This is a genomic window from Streptomyces sp. NBC_00670 (assembly GCF_036226765.1).
Lineage (GTDB): Bacteria > Actinomycetota > Actinomycetes > Streptomycetales > Streptomycetaceae > Streptomyces.
The window spans coordinates 1049403-1068019 of the sequence record NZ_CP109017.1 but is presented as its reverse complement, the minus strand read 5'-3'; the positions used below and the strand labels follow the sequence as shown (position 1 = coordinate 1068019).

Sequence of the window (18617 nt, the reverse complement as noted above, 5' to 3'; positions counted from 1 at the left end):
TTCCCCTCCGGGTCACGACGCCGGACGGTGCCTCTACCGCAAGGAGCAGCCATGACCGTAGCCGGTCACGTGGAACGAAGAGCCGGGGAGAACCCACCGGGCGGCCCGCGCCGGACCCGGACCCGCCGGGGCGCCACCCGCCCCCGTGAGGCACGGCGCGCCTACCTGCTGATCGCCCCCGCCCTCCTCCTGCTGGCACTCGTCGTCGGCTACCCCATCGTCAAGGCCGTCCACCAGTCGTTCCTGACCGACCCGGGCCTGGACAAGGCCACCGGGATGTTCGACGAGGGCAACAACTGGTTCGGGCTGCACAACTACACACACTGGCTGCTGCAGCAGTGCGCCTCCCCGGACGGCGGCTACACCTCCTGCCCGAGCGGGGCCCTGGGGTCGCAGTTCTGGAGCTCGGTCGGCGTCACGGTCGGCTTCACCGTCGTCGCCGTCGCCCTGGAGACCGTCATCGGCATGGGGTTCGCGCTGACGATGCACCGGGCCTTCCGCGGCCGCGCCCTCGTCCGCGTCGCGATCCTCATCCCGTGGGCGATCCCCACCGCGGTCACCTCCAAGCTGTGGCAGGTCATGTTCGACCCGCAGGGCGTCATCAACAAGCTCCTCGGCACCCACTACGCCTGGACGTCCTCGCTGTGGCCGGCCCGGTCCGCGATCGTCATCGCGGACACCTGGAAGACCACGCCCTTCATCGCCCTGCTCATCCTGGCCGGCCTGCAGAACATCCCCGCGGAGACCTACGAGGCGGCGAAGATCGACGGGGCCAATGCCTGGCGGCGCTTCACCAGCGTGACCCTGCCCCTGGTGAAACCGGCGCTCGCCGTCGCCGTCGTCTTCCGGGCCCTGGACACGCTGCGCATGTACGACCTGCCGCAGATCCTCACCGGCGGCTCCAACGGCACGACGACCAGCTCGATCCTCGTGGTCGACCAGCTCACCCGGGGCGCCAACTCGGCGTCGGCGCTGTCCACCCTCACCTTCGTCCTCATCTTCGTCATCGCCTTCGGACTGGTCCGCCTCCTCAACGCCAACCTCTTCGGCGCGCAGGCGAAGGCGGTGAGGTGACATGACGACCACCACCGCGACCACCACCGCGCCGCCCGTCCCGGCCGCGCTGGCGTCCGCGCCGCGGCGAGGCCGGGGCATCAATTGGAGCACCGTCGGAACCGCCGTCACCACCATGATCATCGTCGTGTGGTGCCTGGCGCCGTTCTACTGGATGCTCGTGCTCGCCTTCCGCGACAACGACCACACCTTCTCCACGGACCCGTGGTTCAGCCACGTCACCCTGGACAACTTCCGGTACGCGTTCAACGCGGAGTACAACCCCTTCGCACGCTCACTGCTGAACAGCCTCCTCATCGGCGCGGTGGTCACCGCGGTGTCCATGGTGATCGGCGTCTTCGCCGCGTACGCGCTGGCCCGGCTGTCCTTCCGCGGCAAGGGATTCGTGCTGACGGTGATCCTCGGCGCCTCGATGTTCCCCGGCGTCGCCATCCTGACCCCGCTGTTCCAGCTGTTCAGCAGCTGGCACTGGCTGGGCACCTACCAGGCGCTGGCCCTGCCGCAGGTCTCCTTCTCGCTGCCGCTGGCCGTCTACACGCTGACCAGCTTCTTCGCCGAGATGCCGTGGAACCTCGAAGAAGCGGCCCGGGTGGACGGCGCCACCTCCGGGCAGGCGTTCCGGCTGGTCATCCTGCCGCTGGCCGCCCCGGCCATGTTCACCACGGCGATCCTGGTCTTCCTCGCGTCGTGGAACGAGTACCTGCTGTCCAGCGTGCTGTCCAACGGCTCGACGGAGGTGGCGCCCTCGACGGTGGCCATCGCCAACTTCACCGCGGGGCCGCACATCGTCCCCTACACCCAGACGATGGCCGCCGGGCTCATCGTGACGGTTCCCCTGATCGTCGTCGTGCTGCTGCTCCAGCGGCGCATCGTGAGCGGCCTGACCGCGGGCGGCATCAAGGGCTGACCCGCGTCACCGGCATCCCCGTATGTACCACCCCCACGCGGAACGGCCCCCTCTGAAGGCCGTTCACCGAACAGACAGGGAGTGCAACCCATGAGGTACGAAACCCATGCGGTGAGGGCGACAGGAGTCGTGCTCGCGACCGCGATGCTCACCGGCGGCTTCCTCGCCGGTGCCTCGCCGGCGAGCGCGGCGAGCACGGCCGCCACGTTCAACCGGGCCGACCTCGTCAGGACCACGAACTCCTTCCTCGGCAACTACTCCATCGACGCGGGCGACTTCAAGACCGACCTCTCCCACACCTCGGCCATCCACTTCTGGGAGGCATCCTTCGACCGGGAGACCCTCACCGACGCCTCACGGCTGACCGGACAGTGGAAGGACCGGATCAGCGAGACCTACTACCGGTACGAGAACACGCACTCGGCCGACCGCTTCGGGAACCCCAACTGCTGGATAGGCAACGACTCGGACTGGAACGACGACTACTCCTGGGCCACCCAGTTCGCCCTCGACGCCTACGAGGCCACGGGCGACCGGCACATGCGCGACCAGGCCAAGTGGCATCTGGACTTCTTCTACCGGGACTACTACGACGACGTCCACGGCGGCGGCTTCTGGCGCGAGCGCGCCACCAAGGACCAGAAGGACGTCCCCTCCAACGGCTTCGCCATCGCCGCCGCCGAACTGGCCCGCTACTACCCGGACGTCACCGTCCACAACAACCCGACGAACACCGACAAGACGTATCTGCAGATCGCCCAGGACACCTACGACTGGCTGAAGAAGAGCTTCCTGCGCCCGGACGGCGGCCTGGAGAACTCCTTCTCCGGACGCGGCTGGGACGACAACCTCTACACCTACAACGCCGGCGTCTTCCTGGAACTGGGCGCCAACCTCTACGACCTGACGAAGGACGACACCTACCTCGCCGACGGCCGGAAGGTCGCCGACTTCGCCAGGTCCCACTTCACCACCGGCAACAAGCAGATCATCGTCCACGAGGACGACGTCGGCGGCAACGGCCTCTACCGGCCCGACCCGGTGGGCAGCTACGAGATCGTCTTCAAGGGCATCTTCCTGCGCGGGCTCTACAAGTTCATCACGCTGGGCGGCCAGGACCAGTACCTCGGCTGGCTCGGCGACAACGCCCAGTCGTCCTACGACCACCGCACCAACGACCTCCCCTCGGCCGCCTTCGACCAGACCCTCACCAACGGGCGGTCCACGGGCGTGGCCTCCGGCCTCGCGGCGATGACGTACACCCTCGCCGCCCGGCAGCGCTCGGGCCGCATCGAGGCGGAGACCGGCCAGAAGTACGGCACCGGCCGCAACGAGTCGGCCACCTCGGCCTCCGGCGGCCAACTGGTCGGCAGCATCGACAAGGCCGGGGCGGGCGTCGAGTTCCACAACCTCTCGGCGACGGACTCGCTGACCTTCAGAACCGCCAGCGCCAACAAGGGCGCCAAGCTCAGCCTCTACGTCAACGGCCGCTTCGCGCGGAAGGTCGCCTTCCCGTACACCGGGAACTGGAACGCCACCTTCGCCGACACCACCGTGCCCGTCTCCATTCCCGACGGAGCGACGGTCAAGCTCCAGTACGACACCGGCGACTTGGCGGCGAACATCGACTCGCTCACCCTCTCCGGCTCCCCGGACGCCGCGACGTTCTACGAGGACGCGGGCTACACGGGGAAGGCCGTCTCCCTGAAGAAGGGCGACTACACGGTCGCCCAGCTGCAGGCCGCCGGCCTCAGGAACGACACCATGACCTCCCTCCAGGTACCGGCCGGCTGGACCGTCGACGTCTACCAGGACGGGAACTTCGACGGCACCAAGTGGACGTACACGGCGGACAACCCGAACGTCGGACCGGCGAACGACCGGATGTCCTCCGTCCGGATCCACTGAGCCGGGCGGCCGGACCGACCGATCAGCAGGCGTGGAGGGCCGGGTGAGCGCCCGGCACCACGCCCGAGACAGGCGGACAGTGGGGCGGCACACCGCCGCGGCACCTCCCGGCGGTGTGCCGCCCCGCTGCCCGCACCCACCGCCGAGACCGGTTCCCGCGGGCCCGCGGCTCCGCGACGGCGATGCGACGGAAGGATGCAGACGATGGACCCCTGGTGGAAAAGCGCTGTCGTGTACCAGATCTACCCCCGCAGCTTCGCGGACGCCGACGGGGACGGCGTGGGAGACCTGCGCGGAATCATCGCCCACCTGGACCACCTCGCCGGCCTCGGCGTCGACGTCATCTGGCTGTCGCCCATCTACCCCTCCCCGCAGGACGACAACGGCTACGACATCAGCGACTACCAGGACATCGACCCCCTCTTCGGCGACCTCGACGTCTTCGACGAGCTGCTCGCCGGCGTCCACGCGCGCGGCATGAAACTGGTCATGGACCTGGTGGTCAACCACAGCTCGGACGAACACCCGTGGTTCCTCGAGAGCCGCAGCGACAAGGCGTCCCCCAAGCGTGACTGGTACTGGTGGCGGCCGGCCCGCGAGGGCATGGAACCCGGCACGCCCGGCGCCGAACCGACCAACTGGACCGCCGCGTTCGGCGGCTCGGCCTGGGAGTTCGACGACAAGACCGGCGAGTACTACCTGCACCTCTTCTCCCGCAAACAGCCCGATCTGAACTGGGAGAACGAGGAGGTCCGGCAAGCCGTTCACACGATGATGCGGTGGTGGCTGGACCGCGGCGTGGACGGCTTCCGGATGGACGTCATCAACCTGATCTCCAAGGACACCGCGCTCCCGGACGGCCCGGTGGCGGGCACCGCGGTCTTCCCCGAGAGCGCGGCGGGGTACGTCAACGGCCCGCGCGTCCACGAGTTCCTGCACGAGATGCACGAAGAGGTGTTCGCCGGCCGCGACGCGGTACTGACCGTCGGCGAGATGCCCGGCGTGACCATCGAGGAGGCCGTCCGGTTCACCGACCCGCGCCGGCGCGAACTCGACATGGTCTTCCAGTTCGACCACGTCTGGGCCGACCGCGGCGACGACCCCTGGCAACTCGTCCCACTCAAGCTCACCCGGCTCAAGGCCATCCTCGGACGCTGGCAGGCGGGCCTCGCGGAACACGGCTGGAACAGCCTCTACTGGAACAACCACGACCAGCCCCGCGCGGTCTCCCGCTACGGCGACGACAGCCCCGCCCACCGCGTCGCCTCCGCCAAGATGCTCGGCACCGTGCTGCACATGCACCGCGGCACGCCCTACGTCTACCAGGGCGAAGAACTCGGCATGACCAACTACCCGTTCGAGACCATCGCCGACTTCCGCGACATCGAGTCCCTCGGACAGTATGCCGAGGCGGTGGAGAGGGACGGCCGTTCCCCCGAGGAGGTGCTCACGGTGCTGCGCGCCCGGGGACGGGACAACGCGCGCACGCCGATGCAGTGGGACGCCTCGCCGCACGCGGGGTTCACCACCGGGCGGCCGTGGCTGGCCGTCAACCCCAACCACACCCGGATCAACGCCGCCGCCCAGCGCGACGACCCCGACTCGACGTACCACTACTACCGTCGGCTCATCGCCCTCCGGCACACCGAACCGGCCGTGGTCGACGGCGACTTCACCATGCTGCTGCCGCACGACGAGCGGCTGTACGCCTTCACCCGGCGGCTCGGCGCCACCGAGCTGCTGGTCATCGGGAACTTCACCGGCCGGCGCGTCAGGGCGGAGATCGAGGACGCCGCCGCCTGGTCGTCCGCCGAACTCCTGCTGACCAACGAGGCGGCCCCGTCGGCCGACCTCACGCTGGCGCCCTGGCAGGCGGTGGTCTACCGCCGGACGGTCGAGGCCTGAGCCGCCCGCGTTGCGAGGCCGGAGCCGCCCGCTGTCGAGGCCCGGACCGTCTGCGTATGCCGTGGGCCCCGGTGAAACGATCCGGGCACAGCCCGGGAGCCGGCTCCGCGCCGAGCTCCCGGGTCACACGGTGTCGCCGGGCGGGCCCGGCCTGCCCGGCGACCGGGCGATCTCCTGGTCGGCGGCCTCGATGATCGCCAGCACGGCGGCCGCCGCGGCGTCCGGATCGCGGGCCTCGACGGCCCGCACGACGGCGCGGTGCCGCGGCAGCGAGGCCTCCACCGCGCCCGGCGTCCGGGTGCTGACGTGGAAGCTGTGCTCGAGGGCGATGTCGACGGCTCGGCCCAGCGAGCCGAGCAGACGGTTGCCGCCGGCGTCGAGCAGGGCCCGGTGGAAGGCGGTGTCGGCCTCGACATAGCCGCGGCGGCCGGGTGCCGCCGCCGCGGCCTCCATGGCCGCCAGGCAGTCGTACAGGACCCGCACCTCCCCGGGCCCGGCCCGCTCCGCGGCGAGCCGGGCCGCCGCGGGCTCGACGATCCGGCGCAGTTCCCCCGTGTCGCGCAGCAGCGCCGCCGCGTCCCCGGCCTGCTGCCAGCGCAGCACGTCACGGTCCAGATGGTTCCACTGCTCCGGCGGCAGCACCCGCGTGCCGGTGCGCGGCCGGACGCGCAGCATCCCCTTGGCCACCAGCGCCTTGACCGCCTCCCGCAACACCCCCCGGCTGACGCCGATCTCCGCCGCGAGCACGTCCTCGACCGGCAACGGCCCGCCCGGCTCCCACTCGCCGCCCGCGATGCGCCGCCCGAGCTCGTCGACCACGCGCTGGTGCATGGTCAGGAATTCGACCACGATCTCCGCTCGCCCCCTGGACGCCATTCATCGAATCATTTAATGATTGCCTGACAGGGTACGGCCTCCGGGCCACCGCCCGGCAACGCCCCTTCGCGCAGCGGACGACGCCACAGCCACGGGAGTGTGCACATGACCGACGGTCGGGAGAAGAGCCGCCGCAGCCAGGCCTGGTTCGGCGCACGGGGCCGCAGCGGCATGCTGTACCGCTCCTGGATGCGCAACCAGGGGCTCGGACACGAGGTGTTCGACGGGCGCCCCGTCATCGGCATCGCCACCAGCGCCTCCGAACTCGCCCCCTGCAACACCCACCTGACCGACGTCGCCGAAGCCGTCAAGCGGGGCGTGTGGCAGGCGGGCGGACTGCCGCTGATGTTCCCCACCATGGCCACCGGCGAGACCCTGATGCGCCCCACCGCCATGCTGTACCGCAACCTCATGGCCATGGAGGTCGAGGAGCTGATCCGGGCCAACCCGCTCGACGGCGTCGTGCTCCTGTCCGGCTGCGACAAGACGACCCCCGCCATGCTCATGGGCGCCGCCAGCGTCGACCTGCCCGCCGTCATGGTCACCGGCGGACCGATGCTCAACGGCAAGTACCGGGGCCAGGACGTGGGATCCGGCACTCACGTCTGGAAGTTCGAGGAGGACCTGAAGACCGGCCGCATGACCGAGGAGGAGTGCTTCTTCGCCGAAGGGTGCATGGCCCGCTCCCGCGGCCACTGCATGACGATGGGCACCGCCTCCACGATGGCCTGCATGGCCGAGGCGCTCGGCATGCAGCTGCCGGGCTCGGCGGCCTGGCCCGCCGTCGACTCCCGGCGGATGGAGACCGCACAGGCGGCCGGGCGGCGCATCGTGGCGATGGTCGAGGAGGAACTGCGCCCCTCGCACATCCTGACCCGGGAGGCGTTCGAGAACGCCATCCGCGTCAACGCGGCCATCGGCGGCTCCACCAACGCCCTCATCCACCTCACCGCCCTCGCCGGACGCGTCGGCGTCGAGCTTGACCTGCGGGACTTCGACGAACTGGTCCGCGCGGTGCCCACCCTGGTCAACCTGATGCCCAGCGGCACGTACCTCATGGAGGACTTCTGCTACGCGGGCGGCCTGCCCGCCGTGCTGGCCGAACTGCTCGGCGGCGAGCTGCTGCACGGCGAAGCGCTCACCGTCACCGGACGCACCCTCGCCGAGAACAACGAGGGCGCCGAGTGCGTCGACTCCGACGTCATCACCCCCCTAGACGCCCCCTTCCAGCCCGCCGGCACCGGCATCGCCGTCCTCCGCGGCAACCTCTGCCCCGACGGCGCCGTGCTCAAGCAGTCCGCCGCCTCGCCGCACCTGCTCACCCACCGCGGCCCCGCCCGCGTCTTCGACTCGCCCGAGGCCTACCACGAGGTGGCCGACGACCCCGACCTCGACGTCGACGAGAACACCGTCCTCGTCATCCGCAACGCCGGCCCCAAGGGCTACCCCGGCATGCCCGAGGTCTCCAACGTGCCCCTGCCCGCCAAGCTGCTCAAGGCCGGCGTCACCGACATGGTGCGCGTCTGCGACGGCCGGATGAGCGGCACCGGGTACGGGACGGTCGTCCTGCACGTGGCGCCCGAGGCCGCCGTCGGCGGACCCCTCGCCCTGGTGCGCGACGGGGACCTCGTCGTCCTCGACGTCCCGAACCGCACCCTGCGCCTGGACGTGGACGACGCCGAACTCGCGCGCCGCCGGCAGGAATGGCGGGCGCCCGCCGAGCGGTACACCGGCGGCTACACCTGGCTCTACACCCAGCACGTGGAACAGGCGCACCGGGGCGCCGACTTCGACTTCCTGCGCGGCAGCCGGGGACACGAGGTGCCGCGCGACTCCCACTGAGCGGGCCCCTCGGCTCGAGGAGAGTTCGCGACTTCCACTGAACCCCTACCTTCCGACCCCAGGAGAGCATCGATCGTGGAACCGGCAGCAGCGCGCCCCCGACCGGTCCTCACCGCCGGTTCCGTCCTGCCCGAGGACGCCGACCGGGCCGCCCTCGTCGCCCGCGTCCACGACCCGGAGCGCGACGGACCGTGCGTCGCCGCGGTCCGCGGCGAGCACGTCGTCGACCTGACGGCCCTCGCACCCACCGTCTCCGACCTCATGGAACGCGACGACGCGGCCGCCCTCGTCCGCGAGGCCGACGGCGGACGGGTCTGGCGCCTGGACGCACTCCTCGACACGCCCGTCGGCCGCCGTGACCTGCCCCACCTGCTCGCCCCCGTCGACCTCCAGGTCATCAAGGCCGCGGGCGTCACCTTCGCCCGGAGTCTGCTGGAGCGCGTCATCGAGGAGCGCGCCGGCGGCGACCCGGCACGGGCCGCACGGGTACGCGACCGCGTCCAGCAGGTGGTGGGCGGCGCCCTCGACGGCATCCGCCCCGGCTCGCCCGAGGCGGCCAGGGCCAGAGAACTGCTCGTCGCCGAAGGACTGTGGTCGCAGTACCTGGAGGTCGGCATCGGACCGGACCCGGAGGTCTTCACCAAGGCCCCCGTCCTGTCCGCCGTCGGCACCGGCGCCGAGATCGGAGTGCTCGGCGCCTCGGTGTGGAACAACCCCGAACCCGAACTCGTCCTCGTCGTGGACTCCCGCGGCCGGACACGCGGCGCCACCCTCGGCAACGACGTCAACCTCCGCGACATCGAGGGACGCAGCGCCCTGCTGCTGGGCCGCGCCAAGGACAACAACGCCTCCTGCGCGATCGGCCCGTTCGTCCGCCTCCTCGACGAGGACTTCGGCCTCGACACCGTCCGCGGGCTCGACATCGACCTGCGCGTCGACGGCACGGACGGCTACGTCCTGCACGGCAGCAGCTCCCTGCGCGAGATCAGCCGCGACGTGGCGGATCTGGTGGCCGCCACGTACGGCCCGCACCACCAGTACCCGGACGGCTTCGCGCTGTTCACCGGAACCCTGTTCGCGCCCACCGAGGACCGGCACGCGCCCGGCGCGGGCTTCACCCACGAGTACGGCGACCTCGTGCGGATCTCCAGCCCGCGGCTCGGCGCCCTGGTCAACACCGTCGTGACCAGCGAACAGGCCGCGCCGTGGACGTTCGGCGTGGGCGCGCTGCTGCGCAACCTCGCCCGGCGCGGCCTGCTGTGACCTGTTCCCAGGCGGCGGGAGCCCGCGTCACTCCTTGGCGACCGGCTCCTGCGTCACCGTGGCGTGCAGACGCCGCGTGTGGTCCACGGGGCGCTCGGCCCCGGTCAGCGTGAGCGTCGCCGTCAGGCGCGGATCGGCGCTGGACGCGGCCAGCCGCAGCTCCAGCTCGCCCGGTTCGACGACGCGCCGGCCGTCGCGCCCGGTGAAGGAGGCGAGGTCGGCCGGGACGGTGACCCGCACCCGCCGCGCCTCGCCCGGCTCCAGTGCCACGCGGGCGTAGGCGACGAGCCGCTGCACCGGCTGGACCACGGAGGCGACCGGGTCGTGCAGATAGAGCTGGACGACCTCCGTCCCGGACCGCCCGCCGGTGTTGCGCACGGTGAGGGCGAGGGCGAACTCGCCGTCCGTCGGGGCTTCACGGCTGTCCACGGCCAGGTCCGTCCAGTCGAACCGTGTGTAGGACAGACCGTGTCCGAAGGCGAACGCGGGCGTCGGGTCGATGCTGGACACGCCGCTGACATGCGCGAGCGGCGCCCCCAGGTACGTGGCCGGCTGGGAGCCCGCATCGCGCGGCACCCCGACCGGGAGCCGCCCGGAGGGGTTGACGCGGCCGCTGAGCACCCCGGCGAGCGCGTGCGTGCCCTCCTCGCCCGGGAAGAAGGACTGCACGAGCGCGGCGGACTCCGCCACGGCGCGGCCCAGCGCGTACGGCCGCCCCGCGAGCAGCACGGTGACCACGGGCGTCTCCCCGTCGAGCAGGGTGTCGAGCAGCCGCTGCTGCGCGCCCGGCAGCGCCAGCGAACCGACGTCGCACCCCTCGCCGCTGGTGCCCCGCCCGAAGAGCCCGGCACGGTCGCCGAGCACCACCACGGCGACGTCGGCCTCGCGCGCGGCCCGGGCGGCCTCCTCGATGCCGGAGAGATCCCCGTCGTCGATCCCGGTGCCGCGGGCGAGAGTGATCTCCGCGTCGGGGAACTCGGCGGCGAGCGTGTCGCGCAGCGTGGGCAGTTCGATGCCGAGCGGGGTCCCGGGATGGCGGACGCCGATGTGCTGGGGGAAGGAGTAGCAGCCCAGCACGGCGACGGGCTCGTCGGCGTTGGGCCCGAGCAGGGCGATCCGGCGCGGCCCGGCCAGCGGCAGGGTGCCGTCGTTGCTCAGCAGGACGACCGCCTCCTCGGCGATCGTGCGGGCCAGCGCGCGGTTGTCCGGACCGTCCAGGTCGATCCGGCCGCGCAGCGCTGCCGGGTCCGGGTCCTTGAGGTCCGGTCCGTCGAGCGCGGCCGGCACGGGGTCCCAGTCCGCGTCGAGCAGACCGAGCTCCGCCTTCTGGGTGAGCACCCGCCGCACCGCGCGGTCGACCAGTTCCTCCGGTATGCGGCCGTCGGCGACGGCCTCGGTCAGGGGTGCGCCGTACGTCTTGACGTTGGGCAGTTCGACGTCGACGCCGGCCCGCAGCGCCGTACCGGCGGCGTCCGCCCAGTCGGCCGCCATGCCGTGCAGGGTCTTGAGGAAGGCGATGGCGAAGTAGTCGGCGACGACGGTGCCGTCGAAGCCCCAGGTGTCCCGCAGCAGTCCGGTGAGCAGATCCTCGTCGGCGGCGGAGGGCAGGCCGTCGGTGTCGGTGTAGGCGTTCATCACCGACCGGGCGCCGCCTTCCCGGATCGCCATCTCGAAGGGCGGCAGCAGGACGTCGGCGCGTTCGCGCGGGCCCATGGAGACGGGGGCGAGATTGCGTCCGGCGCGGGAGGCGGAGTACCCGGCGAAGTGCTTGAGGGTCGCGACGATGCCGGCGGACTCCAGGCCCTGGACGTAGGCGGTGGCGACGGTGCCGACGAGGTAGGGGTCCTCGCCGATGGTCTCCTCCACCCGGCCCCAGCGGGCGTCGCGCACCACGTCCAGGACGGGCGCGAGGCCCTGGTGGACGCCGACCGCACGCATGTCCCGGCCGATGGCGGCGGCCATCTCCCGCACCAGGTCCGGGTCGAAGGTGGCGCCCCAGGACAACGGCACCGGGTAGGCGGTCGCCCCCCAGGCGGCGAAGCCGGCGAGGCACTCGTCGTGGGCGAGGGCGGGGATGCCGAAGCGGTTCGTGGCGGCGATGCGCTGCTGGGTGCGGGCCAGGGACAGGGCGCCCAGGGCGGGATCCACGGGGCGGGAGCCGAAGGGCCGGGTCAACTGGCCCAGTCCGGCGGGCAGGAGCGCGTCGAGATCGACGGGATCCTCCATGTCGTGCTGGTGGGGGGCCACTTCGCCGCCCTCGTCGGAGGCGCCGACCCATACCCCGTACAGCTGGGCGGTCTTCTCCTGGAGGGTCATCGCGGCGATCAGGGCGTCGACCCTGGCGCTGACGGGGACGGTGGGGTCGTTCCAGAGGGGTATCGCGGGCAGGGGCTCCACGGCCACGTTGACGGTCACTTTCCTTCCACGGACGACGTCAGGGCTTCCAGCGGGCGGGTCACGGGCCTCGAGGTTCCGGCGGGCCGGTGCCCGGCCTCATGGTCTCCAGCGGCCGGTCACCGGCCGAATCCGGCCGTCAGGCCGCTGAGCAGCTGCCGGCGCCCGAAGACGTAGAGCGCCAGGATGGGCGCCGTCGTGAGGACGACGGCGGCGAGCACGGCGGGGACGTTCACCCCGTACTGGCCCTGGAACGACCACAGGGCCAGCGGAAGCGTCCGCTTCGACGGGCTCTGGGTGAGGATCAGCGGCAGCAGGAAACCGTTCCAGATGGTCAGCGCGTTGTAGATGGACACGGTGGTGAGGGCCGGCCGGGTGAGCGGCGCCGCCAGCCGCCACAGGGTCGTCCACTCGGTGGCCCCGTCGACCCGCATCGAGTCGAAGAGTTCCTTGGGCACGTCCCGGAGGAAGGTGGACAGCACCAGCACGGACAGCGGAATGGCGAAGGCGATCGACGGCAGGATCAGCGCCAGCAGACTGTCGTACAGATGCAGCTTGATGATGATCAGGTACACCGGGATGACCGTCGCCTGCAGCGGAATGGCGAGGCCCATCAGGAACAGGCCGTTGACGGCCCGCAGAAACCTGAAGCGCCAGCCCCGCACGATCGCGTAGGCGGCCATGAAGGAGACCGCCACGGCCGGTACCACCGCGCCGACGGCGACCACGACACTGTTGACGAAGTAGGACGGGAAGTCGGAGTCGATGACCATCTGGTAGTTGTCCAGCGTGGGGTCGCCCGGCGGCACCATCGGATTGCTCGCGTAGTAGGCGCTCTTCTCCTTCAGACTGGTGATGAGCACCCAGTACAGGGGCACGGCGACGATGAGGAACCAGAGCCAGCCGGCCAGACCGCCCGCCCAGTTGCGCCGGCGGGCCGCCGGACGGGAGCGGCGGCGCCCCTCGCGCTGCGCGGTCTTCTCCGGCCGCTCGGGCTTGGTCAGCGTGGTCGTCACGTCAGGCCCCCTCGAGTTGGCTGTCACCGGCGTCCCGGCCCCCGAGCCTGCGCAGCAGCAGGGCGAGGGCCAGGCCCACCAGGACGAGGATGACGGCGATGGCGCTGGCCGGTCCCATCAGGTTGGCCTGGAAACCCCGTTTGTACATGTCCAGTGCGAGGACCCGGGTCGCGTCCCCGGGACCGCCCTCGGTCAGGATGAAGATCAGGTCGAAGAAGGTCAGCGACCCCACCACCATGAGCGTCGAGGAGGTGATGACGGTGTACTTCAGCTGCGGCAGCGTGATGCTGAAGAACTGCCGGACCCGACCGGCGCCGTCCAGCTGCGCCGCCTCGTACAGCGACTGCGGGATCTGCCGGACCGCGCCCTGGTACAGCAGCGAGTGGAACGGGATGAACTGCCAGGAGACGACGAAGATCACCAGGCCGAAGGCGAGCCACGGCCGGCCCAGCCAGTCCTGGCTGAGGAAGCCGATCCCCAGCCCGTGACCGATCCCGAAGTTGGGGTCAAGGAGTGCCTTGTACGTCAGCGCGATGGCCGCCGAGCTGAGCAGCAGCGGCACGAAGTACACCACGCCCAGCACCGCACGGTAGCGCTGACTGCCGGCCAGGAACGCGCCGAGCAGCACGCTCAGCGGCGTCTGCACCGCCCAGGACACGGCCATGACCAGGAACGTGACCCAGAGGGCGTGCGGCAGCCCGGGGTTGGTGAGCACCGCGCGCCAGTTGGTCAGCCCCGAGGGATGGATGCTGCCGATCCCGTCCCAGTTGGCGAAGCTGAGCGCGAAGACACCGAGGAGCGGGATCACGGCGAAACCGACGAAGAACACCAGCGCCGGCGCCGCGAGCCACGGCAGGATGCCGCTCGGCTCGCGACGCCGCGGAGGACCGGTCAGTACGCTCATTTGCCGATGACCGCGTTCATGTTGGCGGCGAAGGTCTTCGGCGAGATGGACCGCTGGAACAGCTTGGCGATGTTGTCCAGCAGCGTCTCCGCGGCCGTCGGACTGAGCGCCTGGTCCCAGGACTGGGCGAACGTCTTGGCCTTGCTGGCGACGTCGTAGGTGAAATTCAGGAACTCGGCGTCGTCGGAGGCCGCCAGCTGCTTCTCGGTGCCGAGCAGCAGCGGGACCGCGCCGGTGCCGATCCAGTTCTTCACCTCGGCCGGCTGGAGGACACCCTTGGTGAAGTAGTCCTTGGCGATCTTCTTCTGCTCGGCGCTTGCCTTGGACGAGATGTACAGATACTGGCCGGGGTTGCCGACGGTGTCACTCGGATCGCCCTTGCCGCCGTCGACGGGCGGGAAGTTCATGAAGCCGAGCCCGTCGTCGGCGACGAAGCGCCCGCCGTCGGCCTTCTGGATGCCGTACGACCAGGAACCGTGCAGCATCATCGCGGCCCTGCCGGAGTAGAGCAGCGCCTGGTCGGCGTTGGAGTCCGCGGTGATCGAGGAGAAGCCCTTGACGAAGCCGTCCGCCTTGATCAGCTCCTGCACCTTGCCGAGCGCGTCCAGGGCCGCCGGGTTGGACCAGGCGTCCTTCTCACCGTCGAAGACGGCCTGGAACACCTCGGGACCGCCGATGCGGTCGAAGAGGAACTCCAGCCACATCATGTTCGTCCACCGGGACTGGCCGCCCAGGGAGAAGGGCGCGATGTTCTTCGCGTTGAACTTGGGAACCAGGTCCATGATGTCGCCCCAGGACTGCGGGGGCTCGACGCCGACCTTCTCGAAGACCTTCTTGTTGTAGTAGAGGACGATCGGCTGCACCGTCTCGCACGGCATCGCGTAGATCCTGCCGTCGATCGTGGCCGGGCCGAACGCGGTCGGGAACAGCCGCTTCTTGACCTCCGGGTGGTCGCCGAACCACGACGTGAGGTCCTCGACCTGCCCCGCCTTCACATAGCTGCGCAGCGTGCCGCCGCCCCAGCCCCAGATGAGCGTGGGCGCCTCGCCGGCGCCGATGGCCGTCTTGATCTTCGTCTTGTAGGCGTCGTTCTGGAAGGTGGTGCCCTTGATCCGCTCGTCGGAGTGGGCCTCGTTGAACGCGTCCAGGGCCTTCGTCCTGACGCCTTCCTGGGGCTGGCCGCTGAGGTACCAGTACGAGGCCTTGTCGCTCTTGCCGGGACCCGACGAGCCGCACGCCGACAGCGCCGCGGAGACCGGGACGGCGGCCGCCATGCCGAGGAGGGTACGTCGAGAGAGGGGGTTCGCCATGTGCTTCTCCGCACTCGAGGGCCGTCGGCCGCTGGTGAGCCGTCGGCTGCTCGTGAGTCGTCGGTTACTCGGGGAGTCGTGTCGAAAACTTTTCGAAACAGCAATCGTCGAACGTGTCCGCGAACTCGGTGCACGCAAATTAGGTACCGGGCCGAAGCCCTGTCAAGGTATGTGCAGAGGCGTTCTCAGAGTGGAGTTCGGACTCGCGGTGCCGGGCCGGGGTGACGTACGAGTATTCTGGGCAGGGCCCGAAACTGTTTCGAAAGGACTTGGCGAAAGGCAGGCCGACGGGCGGGCTGGGGCCGACGCGCCGTCGGTGCAGGTCATGCCGCGACGACCCGGCACGGCCCGCCGCCGCCCGTACCGGACCGCGTCCGGGCGGGCGGGGTGGTGGATCGTCCCCGGACGGGCGGGGTGCCGTCCCCGGACGGGCGGGGCGCCGGATTGCCGTACCGTTGACCGGCTCCACCCGCGCGAACCGCGGCTCACACCGCTCCGGTGGACCCGATGCTGAGAGGAACCGATGCGACCGAACGCCAGGCGCACCACGTTGGCGGACATCGCCCAAGCGGCCGGAGTGTCCGTGGCGACCGTGTCCAAAGTGGTCAACGGCCGCGGTGACGTGGCGCCGGGCACCCGCACCCGGGTGCAGGAACTGCTGCACCTGCACGACTACCTCGCACCTGTCTTCCGCCACACCGAGGCCGTCGAGAGCCCGACCATCGAGGTGCAGTTTCAGGGCGGTCTCAAGGCGTACGTGGCCGAGACACTGGAAGGCATCGTCGACGCCGCGGCCGAACTGGGCGCCTCGGTGGTGATCAGCAAGGCCACCCTCGCCCCGCACTGGGCCCGGGACCTGGTCTCGGCCGGGCGCCGCGCCCTGATCGCGGTCACCAGCGTGCACACCGCGGCACACCTGAACGAACTGGCCAGGTCCGGGCTGCCACTGGTCGTCCTCGACCCCCTGCACCTGCCGGACAGCCGGGTCAACAGCGTCGGCGCGACCAACTTCGCCGGCGGCCTGGCCGCGACCCGGCACCTGCTCTCCCTGGGGCACCGCCGCATCGCCTACCTCGGCGGGCCCGCCCTGGCCGTGTGCAACCAGGCACGCATGCACGGCTACCGCGCCGCCATGGAGGCGGAAGGGGCGCCGGTACCGGACGCCTACGTCCGGCCCGGCGAATTCACCTACGAGACCGGACTGCTCGGCGCCGGCGCGCTCCTCGACCTGCCGCAACCCCCAACGGCGATCTTCGCGGGCAACGACGAGATCGCCGTCGGCGCCGTCGAGGCCGCCCGCGCGCGGGGACTGCGCGTCCCCGAGGACCTGAGCGTGGTCGGCTTCGACGACACCAGCCTCGCCCAGATGGCCTCACCCCCGCTGACCACCGTGCGCCAGCCCCTGCGCGAGATGGGCGGCGCGGCCCTGCGCACCGCCCTCCGCCTGGCCAACGGCGAGAAGATCGAGTCCCACCACGTCGAACTCGCCACCGCACTGGTGGTACGGGCGTCCACGGGGGCGCCGCGGGGGTGAGGGGGTACTTCTTCCCCTCCAGCCCTCTTCTCCTCTAGAAGAAGCCGAGCTTCTTCGGCGAGTAGGAGACCAGGAGATTCTTCGTCTGCTGGTAGTGCTCCAGCATCATCTTGTGCGTCTCGCGGCCGATGCCGGAACCCTTGTAGCCGCCGAACGCCGCGTGCGCCGGGTACGCGTGGTAGCAGTTGGTCCACACCCGGCCCGCCTGGATGGCGCGGCCCGCCCGGTACGCCGTGTTCATGTCCCGGGTCCACACGCCCGCGCCCAGCCCGTACAGCGTGTCGTTGGCGATCTTGATCGCGTCGTCGAGGTCGTCGAAGGACGTCACCGACACCACCGGACCGAAGATCTCCTCCTGGAAGATCCGCATCCGGTTGTCACCCTCGAAGATCGTCGGCTGGACGTAGTAGCCGCCCTTCAACTCGCCGTCGTACTCGATGCGTTCCCCGCCGGTCAGGACACGGGCGCCCTCCTGCCGGCCGATGTCCAGGTAGGAGAGGATCTTCTCCAGCTGGTCGTTGGAGGCCTGCGCGCCGATCATCGTGTCGGTGTCCAGCGGATGCCCGGTGACGATCCGCTCGGTGCGGGCCACCGCCGCCTCCATGAACTCGGCGTAGTGACCGCGCTGCACCAGCGCGCGCGACGGGCAGGTGCACACCTCGCCCTGGTTGAGCGCGAACATCGTGAAGCCCTCGAGCGCCTTGTCGAGGAAGTCGTCCCGCGCGGACGACACGTCGTCGAAGAAGAGGTTCGGCGACTTGCCGCCCAGCTCGAGCGTGACGGGGGTGATGTTCTCCGAGGCGTACTGCATGATCAGCCGGCCGGTCGTCGTCTCACCGGTGAACGCCACCTTCGCCACCCGCGGACTGGACGCCAGCGGTTTGCCCGCCTCGACCCCGAAGCCGTTGACGACGTTCACCACACCTGGCGGCAGCAGGTCGGAGACCAGGCTCAGCCAGTAGTGGATCGACGCCGGGGTCTGCTCGGCGGGCTTCAGCACCACCGCGTTGCCCGCGGCCAGCGCCGGCGCCAGCTTCCAGGTCGCCATCAGGATCGGGAAGTTCCACGGGATGATCTGGGCGACCACGCCCAGCGGCTCGTGGAAGTGGTACGCCACCGTGTCGTCGTCGATCTCCCCGAGCGAGCCCTCCTGCGCCCGCAGCGCGCCCGCGAAGTAGCGGAAGTGGTCGATGGCCAGCGGAATGTCCGCGGCCAGCGTCTCCCGCACCGGCTTGCCGTTCTCCCAGCTCTCCGCGACGGCCAGCCGCTCCAGGTTCGCCTCCATCCGGTCGGCGATCCGCAGCAGGACCTCCGCCCGCGCGGCCACGGACGTGCGCCCCCAGGAGGGCGCCGCCGCGTGCGCGGCGTCCAGGGCACGCTCGACGTCCTCGGCGGTGCCCCGCGCGATCTCCGTGAACGGCTGCCCGTTCACCGGACTCGGGTTCTCGAAGTACTGCCCCCGGGCCGGCGGCACGTACTCGCCGCCGATGAAGTGGTCGTACCGCGCCTGGTAGGAGACGACCGCCCCCTCGCTCCCCGGCGCCGCGTAACGCGTCATACCCCTCACCCTCCCGAACCAACCACCACCCACCACCGGGCAGCTCCCGACCGGAGACTAGGAGGAGGGGGGTTGCAGGGAGGTTGCGGGACGCACCGCTGCGGCACCTCTCGCGCGGTGTGGCCG

The 18617-nt window shown here is 70.8% G+C and carries 13 protein-coding genes; 7 read left to right on the top strand and 6 right to left on the bottom strand.

The genetic code is table 11. From position 1 onward, the window contains the following. Positions 1 to 51: 51 nt before the first annotated feature. From OIE12_RS04640 to OIE12_RS04625, 4 genes are all read left to right on the top strand, one after another. Complete coding sequence (locus OIE12_RS04640) at positions 52 to 1074, top strand: carbohydrate ABC transporter permease (RefSeq protein WP_329132008.1); 1023 nt, start codon at positions 52 to 54, stop codon at positions 1072 to 1074. Between the two features lies 1 nt (position 1075). Continuing rightward, positions 1076 to 1981 (top strand): carbohydrate ABC transporter permease, encoded by a 906-nt coding sequence (locus OIE12_RS04635; protein ID WP_329132006.1) that lies wholly within the window; start codon positions 1076 to 1078, stop codon positions 1979 to 1981. A gap of 90 nt (positions 1982 to 2071) precedes the next feature. Further along, positions 2072 to 3889 carry a glycoside hydrolase family 76 protein gene (locus OIE12_RS04630; RefSeq protein ID WP_329132004.1) on the top strand — a complete coding sequence of 606 codons (1818 nt, stop codon included), beginning with the start codon at positions 2072 to 2074 and terminating at the stop codon, positions 3887 to 3889. 195 nt (positions 3890 to 4084) lie between these two features. Further along, positions 4085 to 5794, top strand: a complete 1710-nt coding sequence (locus tag OIE12_RS04625) for an alpha-glucosidase (protein ID WP_329132002.1) — start codon at positions 4085 to 4087, stop codon at positions 5792 to 5794. A 123-nt stretch (positions 5795 to 5917) separates the two neighbouring features. On the opposite strand, the gene OIE12_RS04620 is transcribed toward OIE12_RS04625, so the two are convergent. Beyond that, entirely contained in the window at positions 5918 to 6670 is a 753-nt protein-coding gene (locus tag OIE12_RS04620) for a FadR/GntR family transcriptional regulator (RefSeq protein ID WP_329132000.1), read from the bottom strand. Between the two features lie 105 nt (positions 6671 to 6775). Here OIE12_RS04620 and OIE12_RS04615 point away from each other — a divergent pair, with 105 nt between their 5' ends. Together OIE12_RS04615 and OIE12_RS04610 are read left to right on the top strand one after the other, a co-directional pair. After that, on the top strand, positions 6776 to 8512 hold the full coding sequence (locus tag OIE12_RS04615; protein WP_329131998.1) for an IlvD/Edd family dehydratase: 1737 nt from the start codon (positions 6776 to 6778) through the stop codon (positions 8510 to 8512). Positions 8513 to 8587: 75 nt separating this feature from the next. Next, a complete protein-coding gene (locus OIE12_RS04610) occupies positions 8588 to 9775 on the top strand; it encodes a fumarylacetoacetate hydrolase family protein (protein WP_329131996.1) in 1188 nt (395 codons plus the stop codon). A gap of 27 nt (positions 9776 to 9802) precedes the next feature. On the opposite strand, the gene OIE12_RS04605 is transcribed toward OIE12_RS04610, so the two are convergent. From OIE12_RS04605 to OIE12_RS04590, 4 genes are all read right to left on the bottom strand, one after another. Then, the gene (locus OIE12_RS04605) at positions 9803 to 12190 is read right to left on the bottom strand and encodes a beta-glucosidase family protein (protein ID WP_329131994.1); all 2388 of its coding nucleotides are present in this window, start codon (positions 12188 to 12190) and stop codon (positions 9803 to 9805) included. Between the two features lie 98 nt (positions 12191 to 12288). Continuing rightward, a complete protein-coding gene (locus OIE12_RS04600) occupies positions 12289 to 13185 on the bottom strand; it encodes a carbohydrate ABC transporter permease (protein ID WP_329131992.1) in 897 nt (298 codons plus the stop codon). A 1-nt stretch (position 13186) separates the two neighbouring features. Further along, positions 13187 to 14089 (bottom strand): carbohydrate ABC transporter permease, encoded by a 903-nt coding sequence (locus tag OIE12_RS04595; RefSeq protein ID WP_329131990.1) that lies wholly within the window; start codon positions 14087 to 14089, stop codon positions 13187 to 13189. Continuing rightward, a complete protein-coding gene (locus OIE12_RS04590) occupies positions 14086 to 15399 on the bottom strand; it encodes an extracellular solute-binding protein (protein WP_329131988.1) in 1314 nt (437 codons plus the stop codon). The genes OIE12_RS04595 and OIE12_RS04590 overlap by 4 nt, the downstream gene beginning before the upstream one ends. Before the next feature lie 523 nt (positions 15400 to 15922). Here OIE12_RS04590 and OIE12_RS04585 point away from each other — a divergent pair. Continuing rightward, positions 15923 to 16933, top strand: a complete 1011-nt coding sequence (locus tag OIE12_RS04585; protein ID WP_329131986.1) for a LacI family DNA-binding transcriptional regulator — start codon at positions 15923 to 15925, stop codon at positions 16931 to 16933. A 34-nt stretch (positions 16934 to 16967) separates the two neighbouring features. Here the strand turns inward: OIE12_RS04585 and exaC are convergent, their stop codons facing one another. Continuing rightward, positions 16968 to 18491, bottom strand: a complete 1524-nt coding sequence (exaC, locus tag OIE12_RS04580; RefSeq protein WP_329131984.1) for an acetaldehyde dehydrogenase ExaC — start codon at positions 18489 to 18491, stop codon at positions 16968 to 16970. Positions 18492 to 18617 lie beyond the last annotated feature (126 nt).

What these genes read in the sequence shown, in the direction of transcription:
- OIE12_RS04635 (WP_329132006.1), top strand. Translation starts at nt 1,076, where the DNA reads ATGACGACCACCACCGCGACCACCACCGCGCCGCCCGTCCCGGCCGCG.
- OIE12_RS04625 (WP_329132002.1), top strand. Translation starts at nt 4,085, where the DNA reads ATGCAGACGATGGACCCCTGGTGGAAAAGCGCTGTCGTGTACCAGATC.
- OIE12_RS04595 (WP_329131990.1), bottom strand. Translation starts at nt 14,089, where the DNA reads ATGAGCGTACTGACCGGTCCTCCGCGGCGTCGCGAGCCGAGCGGCATC.
- OIE12_RS04585 (WP_329131986.1), top strand. Translation starts at nt 15,923, where the DNA reads ATGCGACCGAACGCCAGGCGCACCACGTTGGCGGACATCGCCCAAGCG.
- OIE12_RS04615 (WP_329131998.1), top strand. Translation starts at nt 6,776, where the DNA reads ATGACCGACGGTCGGGAGAAGAGCCGCCGCAGCCAGGCCTGGTTCGGC.
- OIE12_RS04620 (WP_329132000.1), bottom strand. Translation starts at nt 6,670, where the DNA reads ATGGCGTCCAGGGGGCGAGCGGAGATCGTGGTCGAATTCCTGACCATG.
- OIE12_RS04630 (WP_329132004.1), top strand. Translation starts at nt 2,072, where the DNA reads ATGAGGTACGAAACCCATGCGGTGAGGGCGACAGGAGTCGTGCTCGCG.
- OIE12_RS04640 (WP_329132008.1), top strand. Translation starts at nt 52, where the DNA reads ATGACCGTAGCCGGTCACGTGGAACGAAGAGCCGGGGAGAACCCACCG.
- OIE12_RS04590 (WP_329131988.1), bottom strand. Translation starts at nt 15,399, where the DNA reads ATGGCGAACCCCCTCTCTCGACGTACCCTCCTCGGCATGGCGGCCGCC.
- exaC (WP_329131984.1), bottom strand. Translation starts at nt 18,491, where the DNA reads ATGACGCGTTACGCGGCGCCGGGGAGCGAGGGGGCGGTCGTCTCCTAC.